The sequence below is a fragment of the Flavobacterium cellulosilyticum genome (genome assembly GCF_004349355.1).
In the GTDB taxonomy this organism is placed as follows: Bacteria; Bacteroidota; Bacteroidia; order Flavobacteriales; family Flavobacteriaceae; genus Flavobacterium; species Flavobacterium cellulosilyticum.
Genome location: NZ_SMFK01000013.1, coordinates 69,149 through 95,046, shown reverse-complemented (window position 1 = coordinate 95,046; position 25,898 = coordinate 69,149). Strand labels below are relative to the sequence as shown.

Genomic DNA, 25,898 nt, shown 5'->3' with positions numbered 1-25,898 from the left:
TTGTCAATTATTTTTTTGCTGGAGTAATTATGGAAGCATAATTAACTAATTCTGGTATGATAGCAGTTCCCTCAGTTACAATTCCAACTCCTTCAATAAGTATTTTATCGTTGGTATTTAATCCACTATCAACTACAAAAAATTCTCCACCAGATACCGCCCGTACTTTAATTGGAACGGCTTTTACTTTGTTCTGTTTATCAACAACAAGAGCTATTCGTTTGTCTTGCATTTCTAAGGTTGCATTTTGTGGAATTACAATAACATCTTTTAGATAAGTTGGGATTTGAATCGTTCCGCTTCCTCCAGAACGCAATAACTTGGTAGCATTTGGTATGCTTGCTCTTACATTAAACGAACCCGTTTGTGAATTAGCTTGTCCACTAAAGGTTTCAATTTTCCCCTTTTGTTCATATTCCATCCCATTACTTAAAATCAAATTTACAGCGGGCATATTATTGATTTTTTGTTGAAATGTTTTTCCTTCTGCATTCATCATGATATCTAATTGCTGTTTTTCATTTACTGAAAAATAAGCATAGATAGTACTCACATCTGAAATACGAGTTAAAGGTTCTTCAGTTTGACTGCTCACATAACTTCCCAGTCGTAAAGGTAGCGTCCCAACAATTCCGTTCACGGGACTTTTAATGGTTGCATAATTAATTTTTGCAAGAATACTTTGGTACGTACTTTTGGCACTTGCCAAATTTGCTTTTGCAGTTTCTAATTGTACATCACTAATGATATTACGTTCCACTAAAGGTTTCAAACGACTTACTTCAACTTGTGCGGCAGCAACTTTTGCCTTTGCAGCACCAGCTTCTTGTGTGGCTGTTTGTGTCTCCAATTTAAAAAGCAATTGTCCTTTTTTAACTTCCTGACCTTCTCGAACATATATTTTTTCAATATATCCATCTACTTTTGCACGAATATCTATATCTGTAATTCCCTCTAAACTTGCAGGATATTCGGCTAACAAAGTGCTGTTAGATTTTTCGATTTCGATTACCTTATACGGCATTGCCAAAGGAGCCGTTTGAGTTGTTTCTTTTTTGCAGGAAAGCAAGCCAATTGATAACAAAAGGGCACTTATAAAATATCTCTTTTTCATTTGCGAATAGTTACTAAATTTGATTTATTTATTGATTTTTATTATTGGTAATTTCTTTTTTCTTAAATTCTTCAATTGTTTTTCGAATAGATTTATCTACTTCACTAATATGAATTTTATACGCTTTCACATTTTCTAGATTGCATTTTTCTTTAGGACAGGAGGCCGTTTGTTCTCTATAATTAATCATTCGAGTAATGATTGTCATTTCAGAATCAATTAAATTCAAATAATTTTCTAGTCTTTTACTTAAATCTGCTGATTTAAAATATTTTTTTCGATCTCCGCATAAAGTGAAATACGTGATCTTATCCATTTTTAAAAGTAAATTTAAATTAGTGGAAATAGAGCTTTTACTGGCGTTCATTGTTTCTACTAATGTCTCAAATGTAAGTCCAGCTTTGCAACCATCAATAATAAGAGTTCCTAATATTCGTGCAGCTAAAGGTGGAATGTTGTATAATTTTTCAAAATGAATACCAAACATTTCTATAAGTTCATTTTTTTCTTTCTGAATATCCATGATATTTAAATTTGTGCAAAGATAGAATTGGTTCGCTAGACACCGAACTAATCGAACTTAATTTTATGTTAAATTTAATCAGTCTAGATTAATTTAATTAAATGAGAATGTTATTATATTTTACTATTAAGAAGAAGCAATTAAAAAAACACTATATAAATTAAAATCAAATTTGCCTATATTTGTTGACCTAAAAAAAAGTTCTAGTGAGTGAAATTAATAAGCTAAAAATATTTAATGATCCCATTTACGGGTTTATTAGCATTCCCAATGCCTTAATTTACGATTTAATTCAACATCCTTATTTTCAAAGATTACGTCGAATTACTCAAATGGGATTGTCCTATTTGGTCTATCCTGGAGCAAATCACACCCGCTTTCATCATGCTTTAGGTTGTTTGCATATTATGCAAAAAGCAGTCGATACCCTTCGTTTTAAAGGAGTTTCTATATCTAAGGAGGAAGAAAATGCATTGTACATAGCTATTTTATTGCATGACATTGGCCACGGACCATTTTCTCATGCAATGGAAAAAAGTATTGTAGAAGATGTTCATCACGAATCAATTTCTCTTTTGTTCATGAACCAATTAAACACAGAATTTAATGGTCAATTGAGTTTAGCAATTCAAGTTTTTGAAGGGGATTATCATAGAAAATTCATGCTACAACTCATTTCCAGTCAATTGGATATGGATCGAATGGATTACTTGAAACGCGATAGTTTTTACTCGGGTGTATCTGAAGGAAATATCAATTCAGAGCGACTGATTCAAATGATGAACGTAGTTGATGACGTATTAGTGATTGAAGAAAAAGGCATCTATTCAGTCGAAAAATTCCTGATGTCTAGACGTTTGATGTATTGGCAAGTGTATTTGCATAAAACCAGTTTAGTTGCCGAGTTGATTTTGACGAAAGTATTAAAACGAGCAAAAGAATTAACTCTGAAAGGAATTGATTTGCCGTGTAGTGATCCATTAAAATACTTTTTACATAATAAAATCAACCTAGAAGCATTTGATATAGAAAATTTGGATTTATTTTCACAATTAGATGATTTTGATATTATTAGCGCATTGAAATCGTGGCAAAAACAAGATGATTTTATACTATCTTCACTAAGTACAATGTTAATTAACAGGGATTTATTGAAAATTAAAATAAGTAGTGAAAAAGTTTCAATAGAGGATTTACATAATTTAAAAGAGCGCTTTGCATTAGAAAATAATCTTAGTATATCAGAAACTAATTATTTTATTTTCAAAGGCAAAATTAAAAATCAAGCCTACAGTATTGAAGCAGAACCCATACGAATTTTGAAAAAAGATAAGTCAATTGAAGATGTAGTGGAAGCCTCTGACCAATTGAATTTAAAGTCTTTATCAAAGTTAGTGACCAAGTATTATATTTGTTTTCCAAAACAACTTATATAAAATCAATATTTAAATTCTATTTTTTATATTTTTGTCAAGATGAAATTTACAGCAGAACAAATAGCGGGAGTTTTAGAAGGTGAAGTTTTTGGCAATCCCAATGCAGAAGTTAATACGCTTTCTAAAATCGAAGAAGGTACAGAAGGGTCAATCACCTTTTTGGCAAATCCAAAATACTTACCTTTTATTTATACTACTAAAGCGTCAATAACAATTGTAAATAAAACTTTTGAGCCTGAAGGAGAAATAACGACAACCTTAATAAAAGTAGAGGATGCTTATTTATCTTTTACTAAATTATTGGAGTTTTACGATCAAGCCAAAAAAGGAATTATGGTAGGCATAGAGCAGCCTTCAGTTCTGCCGAAAAGTGTCAAATATGGTGAGAATTTATATTTGGGAAGCTTCAGCTACATTGGAGAAAATGTAGTTTTAGGCAAAAACGTGAAAATTTATCCCAATAGTTATCTTGGAGAGAATGTTGTGTTAGGAGATAATGTTACCATATTTGCAGGTGCAAAAATATATTCAGAAACTATAATAGGTGCTAATTGTATCATACATTCTGGAGCAATCATTGGAGCAGATGGTTTTGGCTTCGCACCAAATTCTAATGGAAACTTTTCTAAAATTCCTCAAATTGGAAATGTAATAATAGAAGAAGATGTAGAAATAGGTGCAAACACTACTGTAGATAGAGCAACAATAGGATCTACTTTCATCAGAAAAGGGGTGAAATTGGATAATCAAATCCAAATTGGACATAATGTAGACATCGGTGAAAATACTGTAATTGCTGCTCAAACTGGAATTGCTGGTTCTACAAAAATTGGCAAAAATGTAATGATTGGTGGTCAAGTAGGGATTGTTGGTCATTTGACAATAGGTGATAATGTCAGAATTCAAGCTCAATCTGGCGTGGGCAGAAATATAAAAGACAATGAGGTATTGCAAGGAAGCCCTACATTTGGATATAATGATTTTAGTAAATCATATGTTCATTTTAAAAATTTACCAAAGATTGTTACTGAACTAGAAAAATTGAAAAAAGAAATATTAAACGATAAAAAACAAAAATAATGGTTAAACAGAAGACCATCCAAACAGAAATTTCACTTACTGGTGTTGGATTACACACAGGGAAAGAAGTTAAAATGACTTTTAAACCTGCGCCAATTAATAATGGTTTTACTTTTATTAGAATTGATTTAGAAGGACATCCCATTGTTGAAGCAGATGCAAACTATGTTGTAAATACTCAAAGAGGAACCAATTTAGAAAAATTAGGAGTTAAAATTCAAACTCCTGAACATGTTTTGGCGGCATTAGTCGGTTGTGATATAGATAATATTATAATTGAATTGGATGCTTCAGAGCTTCCTATTATGGATGGATCATCAAAATATTTTGTTGAAGCTATTGAGAAAGCAGGAATTAACGAGCAGGAAGCAAAACGAAATATTTACGTTGTAAAAGAAGTAATTTCCTATACAGATGATGAAACAGGTAGTGAGATTTTAGTTATGCCAAGTGATGATTATCAAGTAACCACAATGGTCGATTTTGGCACCAAAGTACTTGGAACTCAAAATGCTACCATGAAAAATATTTCTGATTTTAAAACCGAAATATCCAATTCAAGAACGTTTAGTTTTCTACATGAATTAGAATCTCTTTTAGAAAATGGATTAATAAAAGGAGGTGATTTGAACAATGCAATTGTTTATGTGGATAAAGAAATTTCCGAAAAAACGATGAATAATCTAAAAGTTGCTTTTGGGAAAGACGAAATGAAAGTGAAACCAAATGGTATTTTAGATAATCTTACTTTACATTATCCAAATGAAGCGGCTAGACATAAATTGCTAGACGTTGTAGGTGATTTGTCCTTAATTGGAACTAGAATTCAAGGGAAAATAATTGCAAACAAACCGGGTCATTTTGTAAATACTCAGTTTGCAAAAAAAATGGCAAAAATCATTAAAATTGAACAAAGAAATCAAGTTCCTGTTTATGATTTAAATCAAGAGCCATTGATGGATATTCATAAAATCATGTCGGTTTTACCACATAGACCACCATTTTTATTTCTAGATAGAATTATTGAAATGTCTGAAAATCATATTGTAGGGATGAAGAATGTCACTATGAATGAAAGTTTTTTTATAGGGCATTTTCCCGGAGCTCCAGTTATGCCAGGAGTAATAATTGTCGAAGCGATGGCTCAAACTGGCGGAATTTTAGTTTTGAGTACCGTTCCTGATCCAGAAAATTATTTAACTTATTTCATGAAAATGGACAATGTTAAATTCAAACAAAAAGTTCTCCCGGGCGACACCCTAACTTTTAAATGTGAACTAATCACTCCTATTAGAAGAGGAATTTGCCACATGCAAGCCCATGCTTATGCCAACGGTAAATTAGTAGCTGAAGCAGAATTAATGGCTCAAATAGCCAAAAAACAGTAGTATAATTGTTTTAATCGATTAACGGGTTAGACGATTAAATAATTATAGTACCTAATAAAACAAATAAATAACTAACCAGTTAAACATTTATACGATTAACCAGTTAAACAATTAAACTTAAAAAATGAATCAACCGTTAGCTTATGTTCATCCCGGTGCGAAAATTGCAAAAAATGTAGTAATAGAGCCTTTTACAACCATACATAACAATGTCGTTATTGGAGATGGAACCTGGATAGGTTCAAATGTTACCATAATGGAAGGCGCAAGAATAGGGAAAAATTGTAATATTTTCCCAGGAGCAGTAATTTCAGCTATTCCTCAAGATTTAAAATTTGGTGGTGAAGATTCTCTAGCTATTATCGGTGATAATTGCACTATTAGAGAATGTGTAACTATTAATAGAGGTACTATTGCCTCAGGTCAAACTGTAATTGGAGATAATTGTTTAATTATGGCTGCAGCTCATATTGCTCATGATTGTCATATTGGACATAATGCAATAATTGTGAATGGAGTGCTCTTAGGAGGTCACGTAACAGTTGGGAATTATGCCATTGTGGGCGGATTAGCTGCTGTTCATCAATTTATTACTATCGGTGATCACGCTATGATTTCTGGCGGCTCATTGTTAAGAAAAGATGTTCCTCCCTTTACAAAAGCGGCAAAAGAACCTTTGTCTTTCGTAGGAATAAATTCGGTTGGATTAAGAAGACGTGGATTTACGCCTGAAAAAATCAAAGAAATTCAAGATATCTATAGAATTTTATATCAAAAAAATTACAATACCACTCAAGCAATTGGCATTATAGAAGCTGAAATGGAAGCCACTCCAGAACGAGATGAGATTTTGGATTTTATCAGAAATTCATCAAGAGGCATTATGAAAGGATATTCTGGAAATTCATAAAATTAGAAATATAAATTCTAGTTCCCATAATTTAAACATTAATTAAACCTATTTAGAATCAAAAATCTAAATTATTAAATCTAAAATAAAAAAATGGCATCAACATCAGATATTAAAAACGGATTGTGCATCAAATACAACAATGATATTTATAAAATTATCGAATTCCTTCATGTTAAACCAGGAAAAGGTCCTGCTTTTGTCAGAACAAAACTTAGGAGTTTAACTAATGGAAAAGTATTAGACAATACGTTTTCTGCTGGGCATAAAATTGAAGAAGTGAGAGTTGAGAACCATAAATTCCAATATTTATATCCGGAAGGGGATGAATTTCATTTTATGAATACAGAGACTTTCGAACAAATATCCTTAAATAAAAATATTCTAGATTCACCCGGTTTATTAAAAGAAGGTGAAAGTGTAATGGTGAGCATTAATACAGAAACTGATTTACCACTTTCAGTAGATATGCCAGCATCTGTGGTACTTGAAGTTACTTATGCAGAGCCTGGAATTAAAGGAAATACGGCAACAAATGCAACTAAATCAGCTACTGTTGAAACTGGAGCTACTGTGAATGTACCTTTGTTTATCAATGAAGGGGACAAAATAAAAATTGATACTACTTCTGGTAATTATATGGAAAGAGTTAAGGAATAGTTTGCAGTGTTCCGTATTCCGTTTGAATGCAAATGGTATACGGAACACTAATTACGGAACACAGATATCAAATTTATGAAATTTCACAAAACGCACACTTTAGAAGAAATTGCTACACTACTTAATTGTGAATTTGTAGGCGATTCTGATTTTTCAGTATTAGGAATGAATGAAATTCACGTGGTGGAATCTGGTGACATTGTTTTTGTGGATCATCCAAAATATTACGACAAAGCTTTAAATTCAGCTGCAACAACCATTTTAATTAATAAAAATGTAACTTGTCCTGAAGGAAAAGGCTTGTTGATTTCTGATGATCCATTTAGAGATTTTAATATTTTAACCAAACATTTCAAGCCTTTCCAATATTCAAATTCAGCCATTTCAGCTACAGCCAAAATAGGAGAGAATACCTTAGTACAACCCAACTGTTTTATTGGAAATCATGTTGAAATAGGAAAAAATTGCCTAATTCATTCCAATGTTTCTATTTATGATCATACGATTATAGGAAATAACGTAATTATTCATGCCGGAACAATACTTGGAGCAGATGCTTTTTATTATAAAAAAAGACCTGATGGTTTTGAGCAATTAGTTTCTGGAGGAAGAGTGGTTATTGAGGATAATGTTGGAATTGGTGCGTTATGTACTATCGATAAAGGTGTAACTGGAGATACAACTATTGGAGAAGGAACAAAAATTGACAATCAAGTACATGTTGGTCACGACACAAAAATTGGAAAAAAATGTTTGATTGCTTCTCAAACAGGAATTGCTGGCTGCGTAATAATTGAGGATGAAGTAACCATTTGGGGACAAGTAGGAACTACTAGTGGAATTACAATAGGTGCGAAAGCAGTAATATTGGGACAAACAGGAGTTACCAAATCAGTTGAAGGAGGTAAGTCCTATTTTGGTACCCCTATCGAAGAATCAAGGGAAAAATTGAAACAACTTGCTAATATTAAAAAGATTCCGGAAATTCTTCAAAAATTAAAATAAATATGACAACAAAGAACATTGTATTAGCATTTTATAAATCGGATGTTTTTTTAGACACTAAAAAAGTAAGTGAATTATTGCATCCCGATGTTACAATTGATTGGAACACAACTAAAGGTGTCATTCAAATGAAATTTGATGATATAATTTCGCTTAGCTCTGATTTAGCAAAGGCCTATGTTCGTTCTAAAATTAAAATTAGTCATATTGTGCATGAAAATAATATGGTTTCACTACGTTATTCCCACATTGTAAAAACAATTGAAAATCCCCGAGAAGACATGCTTTTGGCAAATTTTTTCGTGATTTGGGAAGTGAAAGACGGAAAATTATTCAAAGGTTTTCAAATGAGTCATATTTCTTAAATAAATTTTTCGAAAATCATCTGCAAAACCTTACTTTTGCAACTTCAATAAAAAAAGACAACTTAAAAAATAGAATATGAGTGTTTTAGTTAATAAAGATTCCAAAATAATTGTTCAAGGATTTACAGGAAGTGAAGGTACTTTCCATGCATCTCAAATGATTGAATATGGTACAAACGTAGTAGGTGGAGTTACTCCTGGAAAAGGTGGTTCAACTCATTTAGACCGCCCTGTTTTTAATACGGTAAAAGAAGCCGTTGAACAAGCTGGAGCTGATACTTCAATTATATTTGTGCCACCAGCTTTTGCTGCTGATGCTATAATGGAAGCTGCAGATGCAGGTATCAAAGTGATTATTGCAATTACTGAAGGAATTCCAGTAGCCGATATGATTAAAGCAAATAATTATATCAAAAATAGAAATTGTAGATTAATAGGCCCAAACTGTCCAGGTGTAATTACTCCAGGTGAAGCAAAAGTAGGTATTATGCCAGGTTTTGTTTTCAAAAAAGGAACAGTTGGAATCGTATCAAAATCTGGTACTTTAACTTATGAAGCAGCAGACCAAGTAGTAAAACAAGGATTAGGTATTACTACAGCAATTGGAATTGGTGGAGATCCAATTATTGGAACTACAACTAAAGAGGCTGTTGAATTATTCATGAATGATCCAGAGACCGAATGTATCGTTATGATCGGTGAAATTGGAGGTCAATTGGAAGCTGATGCTGCACAATGGATTAAAGCAGATGGAAACCGCAAACCAGTTATTGGATTTATTGCTGGTGAAACCGCTCCAAAAGGAAGAACTATGGGTCATGCAGGTGCTATTGTTGGTGGTGCTGATGATACCGCTGAAGCCAAAAAACGTATCATGAGAGAATGTGGAATTCACGTTGTAGATTCTCCAGCTGAAATTGGAAAAAAAGTAAAAGAAGTATTAGGATAAAAATCCAAATTACTTAAATTATAAGTATAAAAAAAGTCTCAATATTGTGTTGAGACTTTTTTCTATTATTAAAGTTTATAAAATAATCACTTTGCGCCTAAGTGACTTCAGTTATTAGTTAGCTGACGCTCGGGTGTGACAAAACAAGAAAATATGTACAAAGAATTAAAAAAAATAAAAGTTAAAGATCAGTTCAGTTTTGCAATTGAGGATAGCTTAGAAGAAGTTTGTAATGCATCAGAAACTGGAAGTGGAATATTTTTGGTTTATGCTCTTGATGGGGAAGAAAAAGAATTGATCATGGTAGGTTCTACTGGAACGATTCAAAATGACGGGACTTTGAAAAGCAAAAATGGAGGTTTATTCGAAAAAATCGTAAATGGACATCAATTTGCAAAAACAGGAAGAAAATATTCTTGGCCAGCACAAATGAAATTGGAAAATATTGCCCGATTAGAAGTATATTGGTACGAAACTTTTAACGATAAAAATAAAGTAATTCCAACTTTCCTAGAAGGTCAAATTTTACAAAATTTCTTAGACGAAAATGGAAAATTACCAAAATGGAATGTGGCTTTTTAGTACATTGTATTACAAAATATAAATGCCCACAAATCGTCGGGCATTTTTTTTGGCACTCACTACATTATTCTTATATTTGAAAATCAATAATAAATAAACTTATATCGAACGTATGAAATTACTCGAAGGAAAAGTGGCTATAATTACAGGCGCAAGTCGCGGAATTGGAAAAGGAATTGCTGAAATTTTTGCTAAAAATGGTGCTAGTGTAGCTTTTACATACAGTTCATCTGTAGAGTCAGCTCAAGCATTAGAAAACGAATTGAATGCTTTGGGAGTAAAAGCCAAAGGATACCAATCGGATGCTGCTGATTTTAATCAAGCACAAGAACTTATTGATGCTGTTTTGGCTGAATTTGGAACGGTTGATATTTTAATTAACAACGCAGGAATTACCAAAGATAATTTACTGATGCGTATGTCAGAAGCTGATTTTGACAAAGTAATTGATGTTAATTTGAAATCGGTTTTTAATATGACAAAAGCGATTCAAAAAACATTTTTGAAGAAAAGAGCAGGTTCAATTATCAATATGAGTTCGGTTGTTGGGGTTAAAGGAAATGCTGGTCAAACGAATTATGCTGCGTCGAAAGCAGGAGTTATTGGATTCACAAAATCAGTAGCACTCGAATTAGGATCACGTAATATTCGTTGTAATGCCATTGCACCAGGATTTATTGAGACTGAAATGACAGCAAAATTAAGCGATGAAGTAGTTCAAGGCTGGAGAGACGGAATTCCTTTGAAACGAGGTGGAACAACAGAAGACGTTGCAAATGCCTGTCTTTTCTTAGCTTCAGATATGAGTGCTTATGTAACAGGACAAGTATTAAACGTTTGCGGAGGAATGCTTACTTAAAAAAGTATTCAGTGTTCAGTTTTCAGTAAGCAGCTGAATACTACACACTGATTAAAGATCACTACTAAATATGACAACAATCACCGTCCTACTTATACTACTTTCAATAGTGATAGCAGGAAGTTTGTCTTTTTTTCAATATTATTATAAGGCCAAAACCAAGTTGAAATCGAACTTGGTTTTGGCTTTTTTGCGTTTTGTATCCATTTTGGGGATTTTGTTGTTGTTAATTAATCCAATAATTTCCAGAAATACTTATGAAATTGTAAAAACACCTTTGCCAATTGTTGTCGATAATTCAAGTTCTATTTTTAATTTGAAAGCCAATGCAACCGCATTTAAACTTTATAAAAAAGTATTCCAAAACAAAGCAATACAAGATAAATTTGATGTTCAAACCTATCGTTTCGATAGTGAAATTGAACAATCGGAAGAATTTGACTTTAAAGGAAAGCAGACCAATATTGATGTAGTTGCCAAAAGTTTGAAGAGTATATACAAAAATGTAGTTTTCCCAACGGTTTTAATAACTGATGGAAACCAAACATCGGGGAATGATTATGTTTATAGTTTTGATGCAAACAATAAAGTTTATCCACTTGTTGTTGGTGATACCACCACTTATTTGGATTTGAAAATAAATCAATTGAATGCCAATAAATATGCTTTCCAGAAGAATAAATTTCCTGTAGAAGTGTTTTTGCAGTATTCTGGCAGTAAAAATTTGAATGCAGATTTTAGTATTTCACAAGGAAATTCGGTGTTGACGAAGCAAACAGTTTCTTTTTCTCCTTCTAAAAAATCGGCAATACTTACTGTTTTACTTCCTGCCGATAAAGTAGGATTACAAATTTTTAAAGCCACAATTTCATCGAAAGAAAAAGAAAAAAACACCTATAACAATACAAAGAATTTTGCTGTAGAAGTCATTGACCAAAAGACAAATATCGCTATAGTTACTGCCATAAATCATCCTGATATAGGTGCTTTAAAACGAGCGATTGAATCTAATGTACAACGAAAAGTAACTGTAGTTAAGCCAAATGTTATCAAATCGTTACAAGATTATTCTATTTTAATTTTGTATCAACCTACTGCAGAATTTAAATCGGTTTTTGAAAAAAATAAATTGGCTGGAATTAATACATTTATAATCACTGGAACCAATACTGATTTCAATTTTTTGAACCAGCAACAGGACAATATAGTTTTTAGAATGAGTGGTCAAAAAGAAGATTATTTAGCCGAATTCAATTCGCAATTTAATCTTTTTGCAATGGAAGATTTCGGTTTTTCAACTTTTCCTCCTTTGCAAAATGCCTTTGGAACAATAAAAGTAAATGGTAACGTTTCGACTTTGCTTTCGTCAAAAATAAGAAATGTAAATACGAATTCTCCTTTATTGGCTTTCGCCGAAAATCAAGGAAGACGTGCTGCTTTTTTTCTGGGTGAAAATAGTTGGAAATGGCGTTTGCAAAGTCATATCGACAACCAATCCTATGAAAAGTACGATCTTTTTGTTGATAAAATCATTCAGTTTTTAGCTTCCAATAATTCCAAGAAATCATTGGTTGTTAATCACGAAAATTTCTACAATACTGGTGAATCCATAGAAATTTCTGCGCAATATTTCAATAAAAACTACGAATTCGATGAGAAAGCTCGTTTGACAATCGCTGTTACTAATACCAAAACCAAACAAACCAAAAACTTCGATTTGTTAAAAGGAAACAATGTTTATAGGGTAAATCTTGACGGAATTTCAGCTGGAACTTATAATTTTTCAGTCAAAGAATTGAATTCAAATACGGTGTACAGCAATCATTTTGAAATTTTAGAATTTGATATCGAAAAGCAGTTTGTAAATCCTGATTTGGAACGACTTACACAATTGGCAGCACAAACTCAGGGCAAAGTATATTATCCAAATCAGGCTGATGTCTTGATAAAATCGCTGTTAGAAAATGAAAATTACAAAGCGATTGAAAAATCAATTGTAGCCAAAACACCTTTAATTGATTGGGTTTGGTTATTGGTTTTAATTGCTATTTCGTTGGCTACTGAATGGTTTATTCGTAAATACAATGGAATGCTGTAAATAATTAATAAGTTTAAAATATAGTTCAGGTTGAATAAAATAAAAAACACACAGTCCGATTCCACTTTTCCACTATTTGAAAAAAACAGTAATTTGCAAAAAATTATTTTTGTATTGTTGTTGGTAGTTTGTGCTGTATTCCCAATTTCTCCTCCTACAGCATTATTATTAGGATTGGTTGTTGCGAATTTGTCTGGTCATCCTTTTTTACCTTTTAATCACATTGCTATTCGCTATTTATTGCAAATTTCTGTTGTTGGACTTGGTTTTGGGATGAGTGTAACAAGTGCTTTATCTATTGGTTCAACCAGTTTTGTATTCACTATTATTTCTATTGTGAGTACTATAATCATTGGGTTTTTACTTGGCAAATGGTTGACTATAGAAACTAAAACATCTCATCTTATTGCTTGTGGAACTGCAATTTGTGGAGGAAGTGCCATTGCTGCAATTGCTCCAATTATTAAGTCGGATGAGAAACAAACATCAGTTGCTTTGGGGGTGATTTTTATATTGAATTCGATTGCACTTTTTTTATTCCCAACGATTGGACATTGGCTAAATTTATCACAACATGAGTTTGGATTATGGTGCGCTATTGCGATTCATGATACAAGTTCGGTAGTTGGAGCAGCAAATAAATATGGTGCCGAAGCATTACAAATTGCCACAACCGTAAAACTAGCAAGAGCCCTATGGATTATTCCAGTAGCTCTGATAACAACATTTGTATTTAAAAGTAAATCCACTAAAATTAAAATTCCTTATTTCATTGGTTTATTTATTTTAGCGATGCTATTGAATACTTATATACCGCAAGTAGCCTATTTTTCACCAAGTATTGTGACTTTGGCAAAAATTGGACTTACACTTACTTTATTTTTAATTGGTTCAGGACTTAACTTTAATACCTTGCGTTCCGTAGGATTTAAACCACTATTTCAAGGAATTCTACTTTGGGCATTTATTGCGATTTCATCGCTTATCGCAATTATCTATTTTATTTAGAAGAATTAAAAAGTTTTAATTTTGATTTTTGTTTCCTTTTAAATAAGTGAAACTTTAGACGCAAATAATCAAACCATTGTGCAATCAAAAGAAAGAAGGCTGCAATAATGAGTGTTTTTATTTCGAGAAAATGGTAGATAAAACCTCCTGAAAAACAACCGATAAAAAAGAAGGTAATGATGGAAAATCTCAAAAAAATGCTGGTTTTTAATTTTTTATTTTCCTCTGGCTTTTTGTAAAAAAACAACTGTGACAATTCAATTCCTAAATCGGTAAAAAGCCCTGTTAAATGGGTAGTTCTAACGATTGAATTTGAAATATTTGTCACCAATGAATTCTGGATTCCCATTGCAAAAAGCATGAAAAAGGCGGTTAATTTCCCTTCAATAGATGTTATTCCAGATTGAGCTCCAAAAATTCCGATGAGAATCAAAACTATGATTTCTAAGGTTATAGGAACAACATGTGAAATTTCAGGATTTCTTTTTGAAACTAATTCTGCCAAAAAACTAGAAGTAAAAGATCCTAATAAAAAGAAAAGTGTAAAAATAAAAAAACTTAAAGCAGCAAAATAATTGTGTTTCGTAATTTCTTCGGCAAAAAAAGCAAAATGTCCAGTTACATTAGTAGTTAAGGTTTTTACAGCCAAAACGCCCGTAATATTGACAATTCCCGCTACAAAAGAGAGTAAAGTTGCCAATCTTAAATTATGTGCAAAAGTTCTGCTTTTTCCTTTGTGCCGAAACATATATTTTTATTTATAAAATTAAAATTGTAAAATGACTTGAATTTAGTTTACTATTTTTTTTTAAACAACACTTATGAATCCTTTTTAAGGGATTTCATATTATTTCTGATAGTTCTTTTTCTTTAATATATCAGAAGCCGTTTGATAATAGGAAATGGTTTCATTTACCAAATCAGTTCTTTCTTTTTCTAATAGTTTTTGATCATAATAAATCTGGAAATCAGCAGCTGTTTTCTGATTTGGTTTTAATGACAGTTGAAATTGTTTCACTTCTTTTTTAGGTGAAATAATGGTTAATACATTATCTTTTATAAGACCTAAATCTTGATAAGTGGCGATTAACGCTCTTGGAGTATAATTGGATTTTAAAACATCTTGACCAAAAAATTTACTTTGGTAATTAAAATTCAATAAGCCAAATAGCGTTGGCATTAAATCTATTTGAGACATCATATTAGAGTAATGCTGCGGTTGCACTAAACTTGGGCAATAAATCATAGCAGGAATTCTGTATTTATCAACAGGAAGTTCTGTTTTTCCAGCACTTGAAGCGCAATGATCCGCCACAATTACAAAAATAGTATTCGTAAACCATGACTGTTTTTGAGCCATTTCGAAGAACTTTTTGATGGCATAATCAGTATATTTCACGCCACCTTCACGTGATTTAGCATCACCGGAAATATCAATTTTATTATTTGGATATGTATAAGGTCTGTGATTGCTTACGGTCATCCAATGATTGAAAAAAGGTTTACCTGATTTAGCTTCTGCATTCATCACTTTTATTGCCTTGTGGACCATATCTTCATCACAAACTCCCCATACGTTCGAAAAGGTGATTTCGGAGGGTGAAAATGATTTTTTGTCTACAATATCATACCCATTTCCAGTAAAGAAATCTTCCATATTATCAAAATAGGAATCTCCACCGTAAAGGTATTTCACGTCATATCCTTTTAGTTGGAAAACACTAGCAGTCGAAAACTTATTTTTATTGTCTTGTCTTTTTACTACACTTTCGCCAGCAGTGGGAGGTATGCATAAAGTAACTGCTTCTAGGCCTCGTACAGTGCGATTTCCTGTAGCATAGAGATTAGTAAACAATAAACTTTTGGTTGCTAAATCATCAAGAAATGGAGTGATATTGCTTTCGTTTCCATACATTTTCATAAAATCAGCACTATAACTTTCGATAGTTATTAACACTACATTTTTATGGTTTTCAGCGGCAATAGATTGAATGGTTCTCAAAGTAGATTCTCCAGATATAGTTGGTATTTGTTTTCCTAAAATAGCAAAAGCCTCATTGATAGGAAGTGTTTTGTAGAATTTAAAAAAGTCCAATTTGCTATTCATAAAAGCCAAATAAAACTTATACATTCCGTTGGATTGCAATTCATTTGAGAATACATTTTGAGAATTTTCAGTTTTTGCCAAATTCGGAATTGCAAATAAAGAAAGTCCAAAAAGGATAAAATAAACTACTGTGATTTTTGTTTTTTCGAAGAAAGTCGGAATGTTTTCAATGTAATATTTTGATTTTAGTACAATAAAATAAGTTACAATTCCTGCAATTATAAATAAGGCTGAGAACAATGGAATTACGGGATAAGACTCCATAATATTTCCAATTACTTCATTGGTGTAAACCAAATAATTCACTGCAATAAAATTATATTTCACTCCAAATTCATTCCAAAAGAAATACTCACTTATGCCATTTTGTAAAATTAAAACCACGAATAAAAAAATTACAAAAGAGAAAAGCCATACTCTAATTTTGCTTCTGTATTTTGGTAAAAAAAGTAATAAAGCAAAAAGAGTAGTTTTGATTCCAACAAAAATGGCGCCTATCATAGGTAAAGCACCGCCATATTCTGAAAGTATTGTTTTTCCTGAAATAATGAATAATAATAATACAATTAAAAGAAATAAAATGATGTAGCCGTAAGGTTTATAATATTTTGAATTGGATATGAAAATTAAATAAAGCCAAAGAAATCCACTAAGCACAGTAAATACAAAAACATCTGAAATAATTCCAATAGAAAATATTTTAACAATATCCACGAACTTAAAAGTAGCTTGGGTTATGGGATGGAAAACAAGTACAATCCTTACAATAAAACTAATTAAAACATAAAAGAAAGCAAGATTATAAAAAGGGGATAGTTTTTTAGAAAAAGACATGTTTAATTTTTTTGCAAAAATATAAAAAATAAAATGATTTAATTCAAATCCTACAAATGGTGTATTTCTTAAATAACTTATTAGAAATCTTAATCTATTAAAATTGTTCGATTTTTGAAATATCATAATTATGAGTAAAATAGTAAAGCATACCTATTTTAAATGTAGAAGATGAAAAGGGCATCATAAAATTGATTATCAAAGACTAATTAAACCCAAAAGCTTAATTTTTATTTAGTTTAAACAAAAATGTATTATATATTTAAATAATTAAAAGGAAACAAGATGCTATTTGGTTTATATTTGAATGAGTTAAAATTATTTTTTTAATGAAATTTGGAAAATCAATTTGCAAATTGAACAAATAATAATTTGTGCATTCTAAAACAAGAGTTATGGATTTAAATAAGTTAAAAGGGCAATTACAAACCGAAGTAGATACTGCGTTTTTGTATGCTAGCATTGCAATTATCCAGTCGGATGATAATTTATCAAGGGTTTTAGAAAGTTTAGCTGATATAGAAAAAGGGCATGCACAACACATGTTTCATAAAGTACATGAATTTGAAACGAATTATGTGATGCCGATGCCTTCAACTAGAGCAAAATTACAATTGAAATTAGGTAAGGTTTTTGGATATAGTTCCATCATTAGTAGTTTGTCAAATATAGAGAAACAATATGCTGTAAATGCTGTAAAAAACAAACTAGAAAAAGGAGAGAAACCTAATGGTTTCGAACACAATCATCTTAATATTATTGAGGCGGTTAACAACAATAAAGCATTAAATGTATCGGGAGGATTATTGTCTAAATTTGAAAGCCGGCATAAGTCTGTAGGAGGAAATGCTTTACGAGCAGCTGTTTTGGGATCAAGTGATGGCTTGCTTTCAAATATGAGTTTAGTGATGGGAGTTGCTGGTGCTGCAGTTTCAAATAATACAATTTTGTTGACTGGAATAGCTGGTCTTTTGGCCGGAGCCATATCGATGGCATTGGGAGAATGGCTTTCGGTGCAAAGTTCTAGAGAATTAAATCAGCGACAAATTGAGTTAGAAACTGAAGAATTGGAAGCTTCACCAGAAGAAGAAAAAAAGGAATTGGTCTTACTGTATCAAGCAAAAGGAATGAGTGTAGTAGAAGCTCAAAAACTAGCCGATAAAGCATTCGAGAATCCAGAATCTGCCATAGATGCTATTATCACCGAAGAATTAGGAATAGATAAGGAAGAATTGGGTGGCTCTGCTTGGGAAGCTGCCTTTGCATCTTTTTTTTTATTTGCTATGGGAGCCATTATTCCATTGTATCCATTCATGATTTTCGATGGAAAAAATGCTGTACTATTAAGTGTTGTAAGTAGTATCATTGGACTTTTTGGTATTGGAGCAGCTATTACCTTATTAACTGGAAAAAGTGTTTTGTTTTCAGGTTTAAGACAAGTGGCATTCGGATTGACAGCGGCAGCAATCACGTATGGTATAGGCCATATGATTGGTGTTTCGTTAGCCGGATAATTCCCATAGAAATCAAAAAGTATCTTTAAAAAAAATAGATTAACTTTGAGTTATAAACTTTATTCAAAAAATTATGAACGATGCACATTTACACTTGGTTGTAAACCATTTTCCAATTATTGGGACATTTATAGGACTTGGTATTTTATTTGTTGGATTGATTCTAAAAAATAAATCCGTAAAAAATACTGCTTTTGTACTTTTTATATTTTCGGCAATTTTTGCAGCATTAAGTATGGCAACAGGTGATGGAGCAGAAAAAATAGCAGAAAAATTTCCAGATGTTACTAAATTTATCATTCATGAACATGAAGAAATGGCCGAAAAATTAGCATTAGTTTTGTATCTCTTAGGAGTGATTGCTATCGGCGGCATTTATTTTAATACTAAAAACCATTCAAAATCAACTTTGGTTTCATTTCTTGCTTTCACAGTTGCTGTTCTTGCAGTATTATTAGCCATAGAAACTGGAACTACAGGAGGGGAAGTCCGTCACACTGAAATTCGTCCAGATAATATTAATGCAATTGGAGGTGATAAAATTATATCAGGAAAAAAACAAATTGAAGATAAAGAATAATTATAATACAATTTTTCATAATTGGAATGGAGCCAATAATAACACCAAAAATCAAACATCCAAAAGGGAAAGAAAATCGGTTCCTAAAACCTTTTTTTTTTGAATTGTCTATTACATTTTCAAATTTCGAATACTGAATCAATTTCTAACAACCATTAAGGTATCGTGATAAACAAAACGATTAAAGACGATTTTATTTCCAGTTCATCAGTCGAAGAAAATAATATGTAAACCCTTCAAACATTATTTCAAGTTATTGAATTATAATATAAATCAAAATTAATTAATCTAATTTTTTTTATTATGAAAATTGTCGTAAAAGGTCGTAAACCCCTGTGCTTAATGAAATCGTTTTCGTAGATTTATTGAAAATATGATAAATGTCAGGTTTAATAAGTAGCTATTTCTTAATTTTACATAGAAATAAATAATTACAAACAACTAAAATACAAGCGCAATGAAAAATATTAAAATCATTCAAGAGCTACACGATTTAGGAATTACAGGTTATCACGAGGTGGTTTATAATCCTTCTTATGAAGAATTATATGAAGCTGAAGTTTCTCATAAAAGAAAAGGATTTGAAAAAGGAGCTTTGACTGATACAGGAGCTGTAGCAGTTAAAACCGGAATTTTCACCGGACGTTCTCCAAAAGATAGGTATATTGTAAAAGATGATATTACTAAAGATACAATTTGCTGGGATAAAGAATCTGGAATTAATTCTCCAAATTATCCAACAACAAAAGAAATTTGGGATGATTTAAAAGCCCTTACTTTAGAACAACTTTCAACATCCCCTAAATTATATGTTGTAGATGCTTTTTGTGGTACCAACATCGACACCAGACTTAAAGTTCGTTTTGTAATGGAAGTAGCTTGGCAAGCGCATTTTGTAACAAACATGTTTATAAGACCTTCTATTTATGAATTGCAAAACTTTGGAAAACCTGATTTTATTGTAATGAATGGATCCAAAGCAACAAATCCTAACTGGAAAGAGCAAGGTTTAAATTCTGAAAACTTTGTGTTATTTAACCTTACTGAAAAAATTCAAATTATTGGTGGTACTTGGTACGGTGGTGAAATGAAAAAAGGAATGTTCGCTATGATGAATTATTATTTGCCATTAAAAGGAATGGCTTCAATGCACTGTTCTGCTAATGTAGGTGAAAAGGGTGATGTCGCTGTGTTTTTTGGACTTTCTGGAACAGGAAAAACCACTTTATCTGCAGATCCAAAACGGTATTTGATTGGTGACGACGAACACGGTTGGGATGACAATGGCGTATTTAATTTTGAAGGAGGTTGTTATGCAAAAGTGATTGACTTGAGTGAAAACAATGAACCAGATATTTGGAGAGCCATCAAAAGAGATGCTTTGCTAGAAAATGTTATCGTGGATGAGTATGGTGAAATCAATTATTATGACCATTCAATAACTGAAAACTCTAGAGTTTCCTATCCAATTTATAATATTAGTAAAATTGTATTACCATCAAAAGCTGGACACGCTAGCAATATTATATACCTTTCTGCTGATGCATTTGGTGTTTTGCCTCCAGTTTCTATCTTAACTGAGGATCAAGCTCAATACCATTTCCTATGTGGATACACTTCTAAATTAGCAGGAACTGAAAGAGGAATTACAGAACCACAACCATCATTTTCACCTGCATTTGGTGAGGCTTTCTTAACATTACACCCAACAATGTACTCTAAAACATTAATTGGTAAAATGAAAGAACACGGAGCTAAAGCCTATCTTGTAAACACAGGATGGAACGGAACTGGAAAAAGAATTTCTTTGAAAAACACTAGAGCTATTATCGATGCGATTATTAGCGGCGAAATTAATACTGTTGAAACTCAAAGTATTCCATTCTTGAACTTGAAAGTACCAAAAGTATTATCAAATGTTAGTGAAGGAATTCTTGATCCCAGAGATACGTACAAAGACAAAGCAGAATGGACCACTAAAACCAAAGATCTATCTTCTCGTTATATCAAAAACTTCGAACAATACACTAATACTGAAGAAGGAAAACGATTAGTTAGTGCTGGACCAATATTAGATTTAAAAGAAGTTGAAGCTTAAAAATTTAATATTAAAATAGAATTTAAACCATTTGCTTCTAAAAATTTATTTGTTGAAAATTATAGAAGCATTTGGTTATTTAACATTTTGATGATTTTTAGTTAAAATAAAAATTGGTTTTCAATACAATTTTTCAGTATATTTGCAATCGAAATCGAAGGATTAGAAAATTAAAAATTTATGTTATCAAATCAATTACATCACCATCATTTTCATTATTGCTCTCAAGCGATGTGTTAATGATATGCGTGTAAATCATCATATTTTAAAACCCGTTTGAGTATATCAAGCGGGTTTTTTATTTCACATCCGTTTATACTCAAGCAAAATAGTATAAAAACAAAAAAACAAAAAAAATGAGTACATTAAAAATTGCAATTCAGAAATCAGGTCGTTTAAACGAAGAAAGTATTCAAATCCTTAAAGATTGTGGAATTTCTATCAACAATGGTAACGATCAACTTAAAGCAGAAGCAACTAATTTTCCTCTTGAAGTTCTATACTTAAGAAATTCAGATATTCCTCAATATCTAATTGACGGTGTAGTTGATATCGCAATTGTTGGCGATAATCTTCTAGTAGAAAAAGGGAAAGATATTAAAGTTATTCAAAAACTAGGTTTCTCTAAATGTAAGGTTTCCGTAGCGGTTCCAAAAACATTCCAATACAATTCTATCAAAGATTTAGAAGGTTTGCGAGTAGCAACTTCTTATCCAAATACGGTTATTGACTATTTTGGTTCATTTGGAATGAAAGTAGATATTCACCAAATTTCAGGTTCTGTAGAAATTGCTCCAAACATTGGCCTTGCCGATGCAATTGTTGATATCGTTTCTAGCGGAAGTACTTTATTCAAAAATAATTTGAAAGAAGTAGAAGTGATTTTCAAAAGTGAAGCTGTTTTAGCTGTTTCTCCAAATGTAACTCCTGCAACTCAAAAGATAATTGACACCCTACAATTCAGAATTGAATCTGTATTAAGAGCTCGTAAATCAAAATATATTTTGATGAATGTACCTAATGACAAAATTGAAGCCATTGGAAAAATTCTTCCAGTTTTAAAGAGTTTAACGGTTATGCCTTTGGCAGAAGAAGGTTGGAGCAGTGTTCACTCTGTAATTGACAAAGACACTTTTTGGGACGTAATTGACCAATTAAAAGAAGCTGGTGCCGAAGGAATTTTAGTTTGTCCAATCGAAAAAATGGTTTTATAAATTACAATGTCTCAAGGAGTGTGTCATCTTGAGCGCAGTTGAGAGACAAGGTGTTTTAAAAAATAAAAAAAATGAACAAAATATTCAATCCAAAACCTGAAACTTGGTCTGCAATTTTAAACAGACCAACGCAAACCGTTGAAGATATTGAACTTACAGTAAAAGAAATTTTTAGTGAAGTTCAAAAGAAAGGGGATGAAGCTGTTGCCAAATACACTTCGCTTTTTGATGGTGTTAGGTTCGAAAACAGTGAGGTTTCAATAGTAGAAATTGAATGCGCAGTTGAATCAGTTTCTCCAGAATTAAAAGCAGCCATTCAATTGGCAAAATCAAATATTGAAAATTTTCATTCCGCTCAAAAAACGGATAAAGTAATTGTTGAAACTATTGAAGGAGTAAATTGCTGGCAGGAAAAAAGACCAATTCAAAAAATTGGGCTGTACATTCCTGGAGGAACAGCTCCATTATTTTCGACCGTTCTAATGCTAGCAGTTCCAGCAAATATTGCTGGTTGCAATGAAATAGTTTTATGTTCGCCTCCGGATAAAAACGGAAATATTAATCCAGCTATTTTATATGCTGCTCATTTATGTGGCGTTACTAAAATCATTAAAGTAGGAGGGATTCAAGCTATTGCAGCAATGACGTTTGGAACTCAATCTATTCCAAAAGTGTACAAGATTTTTGGACCTGGAAATCAGTTTGTTACTGTGGCAAAGCAGCTCGCTACCCAATTTGGTGTAGCAATTGACATGCCTGCCGGACCTTCGGAATTGTTGATTCTAGCTGATGATACTGCCGTTCCTGCTTTTGTAGCTTCGGATTTATTGTCGCAAGCAGAACATGGTGTGGATAGCCAAGTTATTTTGGTTTCAACCTCAAAAGCAATGATTGAGGCAGTTGAAAATGAAATCCAAACGCAATTAGAAGTTTTGCCAAGAAAAGCCATTGCAGAAAAAGCCATTGCCAATTCGAAGTTGATTTATGTCGATAATGACGAAACTGCTTTGAAATTAATTGATGAATATGGTCCTGAACACTTTATCATATGCAGTAAAAATGAAGATTATTTTGTCAATAATATAGGAAATGCTGGTTCCATTTTTATTGGAAATTACTCCCCTGAAAGTGCCGGCGATTATGCCTCTGGAACAAATCATACCTTGCCAACAAATGGTTATGCTAAAAACTATAGCGGTGTCAACTTAGATAGTTTTATGAAATCGATGACTTTTCAAAAAATATCTGAAAAAGGAATTCAAAATATTGGCAAAGCGATTGAAATTATGGCTGAAGCCGAAGGTTTACAAGCACACAAAAATGCAGTTACATTACGATTAAAAGCGATTGAAAATGGAAAATAGTTTCGATATAAATAATATAGTTCGTGAAAACGTAAAACTCATGAAGCCTTATTCATCTGCACGCGATGAATTTGAGGATTTCGATACTGCTGATATGATTTTTTTGGATGCCAATGAAAATCCATTTCAAAATGGGGTGAATCGCTACCCAGATCCACAACAAGGAAATGTAAAAGTGGTTTTAGCGAAGCAAAAAAATGTAAAGTCCAATCAAATTTTATTGGGTAACGGAAGTGACGAAGTTTTGGATTTAATCTTTCGTGCATTTTGTGAACCAAAAGTAGACAATGTGATCACTTTGCCACCAACCTATGGAATGTATGGTGTTTTGGCCAATCTCAATGCAGTAGAAAACAGAGAGGTTTTACTTTCGACCGATTTTCAACCCCAAGTAGATCAAATTGTAGAAGCTGTGGATGACAATACAAAAATCATCTTTTTGTGTTCCCCAAATAATCCAACCGGGAATTCGTTTTCAGAGGAAAGTGTGGTAAAATTGCTTCATAATTTTAAAGGTTTGGTTGTGATTGACGAAGCCTATATTGACTTTTCGGAAAAGGAAAGTTGGTTGGCTAAACTGAATGAATATCCTAATTTAGTGATTACACAAACACTTTCTAAAGCATATGGTCTGGCAGGAATCCGATTGGGAACTTGTTATGCTTCGGCTACAATTATTGCGGTTTTAAATAAAATAAAACCACCTTATAATGTGAATGAATTGACTCAATTAAGAGCATTGGAAAGGTTAAAGGACACCGACAAAATTAAAAGCGAAATAGTTTCAATAATTGCTCAAAGAGATGAATTACTTAAAGTATTAATTGAAGTGAATTTTGTCGAAAAAATCTATCCAACAGAAGCTAATTTTATCTTGATAAAAGTAGATGATGCTAACAAACGTTACAACGAATTGATTTCCAAAGGAATTGTAATTCGAAACCGAACTACCCAACCTTTATGCGAAAACACCTTGCGTTTGACGATAGGAACAGAACAGGAAAATAAGAAATTAATGGAGGTATTAAAACAACTTTAAACCTTAAACTTTACACTTTTTCAATGAAAAAAATACTTTTTATAGACCGTGATGGAACCATGGTTTTAGAACCAAACGATTATCAATTAGATAGCTTCGAAAAATTGGAATTCTATCCTAAAGCATTTCAATATTTAGGAAAAATTGCTGCCGAATTGGATTTCGAATTGGTTATGGTGACCAATCAAGACGGTTTGGGGACGGATTCGCATCCAGAAATCAACTTTTGGCCAATACATAATTTGGTTATGAAAGCTTTTGAAAATGAGGGAGTTGTTTTTAGTGAAGTTTTGATTGACAAAACATTTCCACACGAAAACGCGCCAACTCGTAAGCCTGCATTAGGTATGTTGACAAAATATATTGGAAATCCAGCATATGATTTAGTTAATTCTTTTGTGATTGGAGATAGAATAACCGACGTAGAATTGGCCAAAAATCTAGGTTCAAAAGCCATTTTTATAAATACTGACGAAAATTTAGGAAGTGATGAAATAGCTTCTAAAAGACATGAATTGGACGCTGTTATTGCTTTGCAAACTACAGAATGGAAAAGCATATATGAGTTCTTGAAATTAGAGGAACGTTCTGCCACTATTTCCCGAAAAACCAATGAAACGGATATTTACATCAACTTGAACCTAGACGGAACAGGAAAAAGTAAAATCGAAACTGGAATTGCTTTTTTCGATCACATGTTGGATCAAATCGCACGTCACGGACAAATGGACTTGGAGATTTTGGTAAAAGGTGATTTGGAAGTCGATGAACACCACACCATCGAAGACACTGCGATTGCGTTGGGCGAAGTTTTTGCGAAAGCATTAGGAAATAAATTAGGAATTGAACGTTACGGTTTCTGTTTGCCAATGGACGATTGTTTGGCGCAAGTAGCTATTGATTTTGGTGGTAGAAACTGGTTAATTTGGGAAACGGAATTCAAACGAGAAATGGTTGGTAAAATGCCAACCGAAATGTTTTTCCATTTTTTTAAATCGTTTTCGGATGGTGCCAAAGCAAACATCAATATCAAAGCGGAAGGCGATAACGAGCATCATAAGATTGAAGCCATTTTCAAGGCTTTCGCCAAAGCGATAAAAGTTGCATTAAAACGTGATACAGAGAAAATGATTTTACCATCAACAAAGGGAATGCTTTAATAAGTCATAAT

General features: G+C 32.2%; 23 protein-coding genes. 19 read left to right on the top strand and 4 right to left on the bottom strand.

What is annotated here, in order from left to right; translation table 11 throughout:
- Positions 1–7: 7 nt before the first annotated feature.
- Together E0F76_RS15545 and E0F76_RS15540 are read right to left on the bottom strand one after the other, a co-directional pair.
- The gene (locus E0F76_RS15545; protein ID WP_132008185.1) at positions 8–1,114 is read right to left on the bottom strand and encodes an efflux RND transporter periplasmic adaptor subunit; all 1,107 of its coding nucleotides are present in this window, start codon (positions 1,112–1,114) and stop codon (positions 8–10) included.
- A gap of 28 nt (positions 1,115–1,142) precedes the next feature.
- Complete coding sequence (locus E0F76_RS15540) at positions 1,143–1,637, bottom strand: GbsR/MarR family transcriptional regulator (RefSeq protein WP_132008182.1); 495 nt, start codon at positions 1,635–1,637, stop codon at positions 1,143–1,145.
- 206 nt (positions 1,638–1,843) lie between these two features.
- Here E0F76_RS15540 and E0F76_RS15535 point away from each other — a divergent pair, with 206 nt between their 5' ends.
- The 12 genes from E0F76_RS15535 (at position 1,844) to E0F76_RS15480 (ending at position 13,977) form a co-directional block, all read left to right on the top strand.
- Entirely contained in the window at positions 1,844–3,073 is a 1,230-nt protein-coding gene (locus tag E0F76_RS15535) for an HD domain-containing protein (RefSeq protein ID WP_132008179.1), read from the top strand.
- A gap of 39 nt (positions 3,074–3,112) precedes the next feature.
- Positions 3,113–4,153 (top strand): UDP-3-O-(3-hydroxymyristoyl)glucosamine N-acyltransferase, encoded by a 1,041-nt coding sequence (gene lpxD / locus E0F76_RS15530; RefSeq protein ID WP_132008176.1) that lies wholly within the window; start codon positions 3,113–3,115, stop codon positions 4,151–4,153.
- Complete coding sequence (locus E0F76_RS15525; RefSeq protein WP_132008173.1) at positions 4,153–5,541, top strand: bifunctional UDP-3-O-[3-hydroxymyristoyl] N-acetylglucosamine deacetylase/3-hydroxyacyl-ACP dehydratase; 1,389 nt, start codon at positions 4,153–4,155, stop codon at positions 5,539–5,541. The genes lpxD and E0F76_RS15525 overlap by 1 nt, the downstream gene beginning before the upstream one ends.
- Before the next feature lie 124 nt (positions 5,542–5,665).
- Positions 5,666–6,451: an acyl-ACP--UDP-N-acetylglucosamine O-acyltransferase gene (gene lpxA, locus E0F76_RS15520; protein WP_132008170.1), complete on the top strand. Its 786-nt coding sequence runs from the start codon at positions 5,666–5,668 to the stop codon at positions 6,449–6,451.
- 93 nt (positions 6,452–6,544) lie between these two features.
- On the top strand, positions 6,545–7,111 hold the full coding sequence (efp, locus tag E0F76_RS15515) for an elongation factor P (RefSeq protein ID WP_132008167.1): 567 nt from the start codon (positions 6,545–6,547) through the stop codon (positions 7,109–7,111).
- A gap of 75 nt (positions 7,112–7,186) precedes the next feature.
- Positions 7,187–8,116 carry a UDP-3-O-(3-hydroxymyristoyl)glucosamine N-acyltransferase gene (locus E0F76_RS15510; protein WP_132008164.1) on the top strand — a complete coding sequence of 310 codons (930 nt, stop codon included), beginning with the start codon at positions 7,187–7,189 and terminating at the stop codon, positions 8,114–8,116.
- A gap of 2 nt (positions 8,117–8,118) precedes the next feature.
- Positions 8,119–8,481, top strand: a complete 363-nt coding sequence (locus E0F76_RS15505; RefSeq protein ID WP_132008161.1) for a nuclear transport factor 2 family protein — start codon at positions 8,119–8,121, stop codon at positions 8,479–8,481.
- Between the two features lie 76 nt (positions 8,482–8,557).
- The gene (sucD, locus tag E0F76_RS15500) at positions 8,558–9,430 is read left to right on the top strand and encodes a succinate--CoA ligase subunit alpha (protein ID WP_132008158.1); all 873 of its coding nucleotides are present in this window, start codon (positions 8,558–8,560) and stop codon (positions 9,428–9,430) included.
- A 153-nt stretch (positions 9,431–9,583) separates the two neighbouring features.
- Complete coding sequence (locus E0F76_RS15495; protein ID WP_132008155.1) at positions 9,584–10,012, top strand: hypothetical protein; 429 nt, start codon at positions 9,584–9,586, stop codon at positions 10,010–10,012.
- A 112-nt stretch (positions 10,013–10,124) separates the two neighbouring features.
- Positions 10,125–10,871 carry a 3-oxoacyl-[acyl-carrier-protein] reductase gene (fabG, locus tag E0F76_RS15490; protein WP_132008152.1) on the top strand — a complete coding sequence of 249 codons (747 nt, stop codon included), beginning with the start codon at positions 10,125–10,127 and terminating at the stop codon, positions 10,869–10,871.
- A 70-nt stretch (positions 10,872–10,941) separates the two neighbouring features.
- Positions 10,942–12,969 carry a hypothetical protein gene (locus E0F76_RS15485; protein ID WP_132008149.1) on the top strand — a complete coding sequence of 676 codons (2,028 nt, stop codon included), beginning with the start codon at positions 10,942–10,944 and terminating at the stop codon, positions 12,967–12,969.
- 39 nt (positions 12,970–13,008) lie between these two features.
- On the top strand, positions 13,009–13,977 hold the full coding sequence (locus tag E0F76_RS15480; protein WP_132008227.1) for a YeiH family protein: 969 nt from the start codon (positions 13,009–13,011) through the stop codon (positions 13,975–13,977).
- On the opposite strand, the gene E0F76_RS15475 is transcribed toward E0F76_RS15480, so the two are convergent.
- Together E0F76_RS15475 and E0F76_RS15470 are read right to left on the bottom strand one after the other, a co-directional pair.
- Positions 13,970–14,725, bottom strand: a complete 756-nt coding sequence (locus E0F76_RS15475; RefSeq protein WP_132008146.1) for a YoaK family protein — start codon at positions 14,723–14,725, stop codon at positions 13,970–13,972. The genes E0F76_RS15480 and E0F76_RS15475 overlap by 8 nt on opposite strands.
- A gap of 99 nt (positions 14,726–14,824) precedes the next feature.
- A complete protein-coding gene (locus E0F76_RS15470) occupies positions 14,825–16,918 on the bottom strand; it encodes an LTA synthase family protein (RefSeq protein WP_132008143.1) in 2,094 nt (697 codons plus the stop codon).
- Positions 16,919–17,313: 395 nt separating this feature from the next.
- Here E0F76_RS15470 and E0F76_RS15465 point away from each other — a divergent pair, with 395 nt between their 5' ends.
- The 7 genes from E0F76_RS15465 (at position 17,314) to hisB (ending at position 25,887) form a co-directional block, all read left to right on the top strand.
- Positions 17,314–18,432 (top strand): VIT1/CCC1 transporter family protein, encoded by a 1,119-nt coding sequence (locus tag E0F76_RS15465; protein WP_132008140.1) that lies wholly within the window; start codon positions 17,314–17,316, stop codon positions 18,430–18,432.
- 73 nt (positions 18,433–18,505) lie between these two features.
- The gene (locus E0F76_RS15460) at positions 18,506–19,012 is read left to right on the top strand and encodes a hypothetical protein (protein ID WP_132008137.1); all 507 of its coding nucleotides are present in this window, start codon (positions 18,506–18,508) and stop codon (positions 19,010–19,012) included.
- A gap of 457 nt (positions 19,013–19,469) precedes the next feature.
- Positions 19,470–21,110, top strand: a complete 1,641-nt coding sequence (pckA, locus tag E0F76_RS15455) for a phosphoenolpyruvate carboxykinase (ATP) (RefSeq protein ID WP_132008134.1) — start codon at positions 19,470–19,472, stop codon at positions 21,108–21,110.
- 356 nt (positions 21,111–21,466) lie between these two features.
- A complete protein-coding gene (gene hisG / locus E0F76_RS15450; RefSeq protein WP_132008131.1) occupies positions 21,467–22,324 on the top strand; it encodes an ATP phosphoribosyltransferase in 858 nt (285 codons plus the stop codon).
- A gap of 71 nt (positions 22,325–22,395) precedes the next feature.
- Positions 22,396–23,688 (top strand): histidinol dehydrogenase, encoded by a 1,293-nt coding sequence (hisD, locus tag E0F76_RS15445; protein ID WP_132008128.1) that lies wholly within the window; start codon positions 22,396–22,398, stop codon positions 23,686–23,688.
- Positions 23,678–24,727, top strand: a complete 1,050-nt coding sequence (hisC, locus tag E0F76_RS15440) for a histidinol-phosphate transaminase (RefSeq protein WP_132008125.1) — start codon at positions 23,678–23,680, stop codon at positions 24,725–24,727. The genes hisD and hisC overlap by 11 nt, the downstream gene beginning before the upstream one ends.
- 23 nt (positions 24,728–24,750) lie before the next feature.
- A complete protein-coding gene (hisB, locus tag E0F76_RS15435) occupies positions 24,751–25,887 on the top strand; it encodes a bifunctional histidinol-phosphatase/imidazoleglycerol-phosphate dehydratase HisB (RefSeq protein ID WP_132008122.1) in 1,137 nt (378 codons plus the stop codon).
- The last annotated feature ends 11 nt before the right edge of the window (positions 25,888–25,898 follow it).

Bases quoted from the DNA above. Each gene is read 5' to 3' on its own strand.
- E0F76_RS15485 (WP_132008149.1), top strand. From the start codon at position 10,942: ATGACAACAATCACCGTCCTACTTATACTACTTTCAATAGTGATAGCA.
- E0F76_RS15510 (WP_132008164.1), top strand. From the start codon at position 7,187: ATGAAATTTCACAAAACGCACACTTTAGAAGAAATTGCTACACTACTT.
- hisD (WP_132008128.1), top strand. From the start codon at position 22,396: ATGAACAAAATATTCAATCCAAAACCTGAAACTTGGTCTGCAATTTTA.
- hisG (WP_132008131.1), top strand. From the start codon at position 21,467: ATGAGTACATTAAAAATTGCAATTCAGAAATCAGGTCGTTTAAACGAA.
- E0F76_RS15505 (WP_132008161.1), top strand. From the start codon at position 8,119: ATGACAACAAAGAACATTGTATTAGCATTTTATAAATCGGATGTTTTT.
- E0F76_RS15475 (WP_132008146.1), bottom strand. From the start codon at position 14,725: ATGTTTCGGCACAAAGGAAAAAGCAGAACTTTTGCACATAATTTAAGA.
- lpxA (WP_132008170.1), top strand. From the start codon at position 5,666: ATGAATCAACCGTTAGCTTATGTTCATCCCGGTGCGAAAATTGCAAAA.
- sucD (WP_132008158.1), top strand. From the start codon at position 8,558: ATGAGTGTTTTAGTTAATAAAGATTCCAAAATAATTGTTCAAGGATTT.
- E0F76_RS15465 (WP_132008140.1), top strand. From the start codon at position 17,314: ATGGATTTAAATAAGTTAAAAGGGCAATTACAAACCGAAGTAGATACT.
- E0F76_RS15525 (WP_132008173.1), top strand. From the start codon at position 4,153: ATGGTTAAACAGAAGACCATCCAAACAGAAATTTCACTTACTGGTGTT.
- hisC (WP_132008125.1), top strand. From the start codon at position 23,678: ATGGAAAATAGTTTCGATATAAATAATATAGTTCGTGAAAACGTAAAA.
- E0F76_RS15545 (WP_132008185.1), bottom strand. From the start codon at position 1,114: ATGAAAAAGAGATATTTTATAAGTGCCCTTTTGTTATCAATTGGCTTG.
- E0F76_RS15470 (WP_132008143.1), bottom strand. From the start codon at position 16,918: ATGTCTTTTTCTAAAAAACTATCCCCTTTTTATAATCTTGCTTTCTTT.
- E0F76_RS15540 (WP_132008182.1), bottom strand. From the start codon at position 1,637: ATGGATATTCAGAAAGAAAAAAATGAACTTATAGAAATGTTTGGTATT.
- pckA (WP_132008134.1), top strand. From the start codon at position 19,470: ATGAAAAATATTAAAATCATTCAAGAGCTACACGATTTAGGAATTACA.
- fabG (WP_132008152.1), top strand. From the start codon at position 10,125: ATGAAATTACTCGAAGGAAAAGTGGCTATAATTACAGGCGCAAGTCGC.
- hisB (WP_132008122.1), top strand. From the start codon at position 24,751: ATGAAAAAAATACTTTTTATAGACCGTGATGGAACCATGGTTTTAGAA.
- E0F76_RS15495 (WP_132008155.1), top strand. From the start codon at position 9,584: ATGTACAAAGAATTAAAAAAAATAAAAGTTAAAGATCAGTTCAGTTTT.
- E0F76_RS15460 (WP_132008137.1), top strand. From the start codon at position 18,506: ATGAACGATGCACATTTACACTTGGTTGTAAACCATTTTCCAATTATT.
- lpxD (WP_132008176.1), top strand. From the start codon at position 3,113: ATGAAATTTACAGCAGAACAAATAGCGGGAGTTTTAGAAGGTGAAGTT.
- efp (WP_132008167.1), top strand. From the start codon at position 6,545: ATGGCATCAACATCAGATATTAAAAACGGATTGTGCATCAAATACAAC.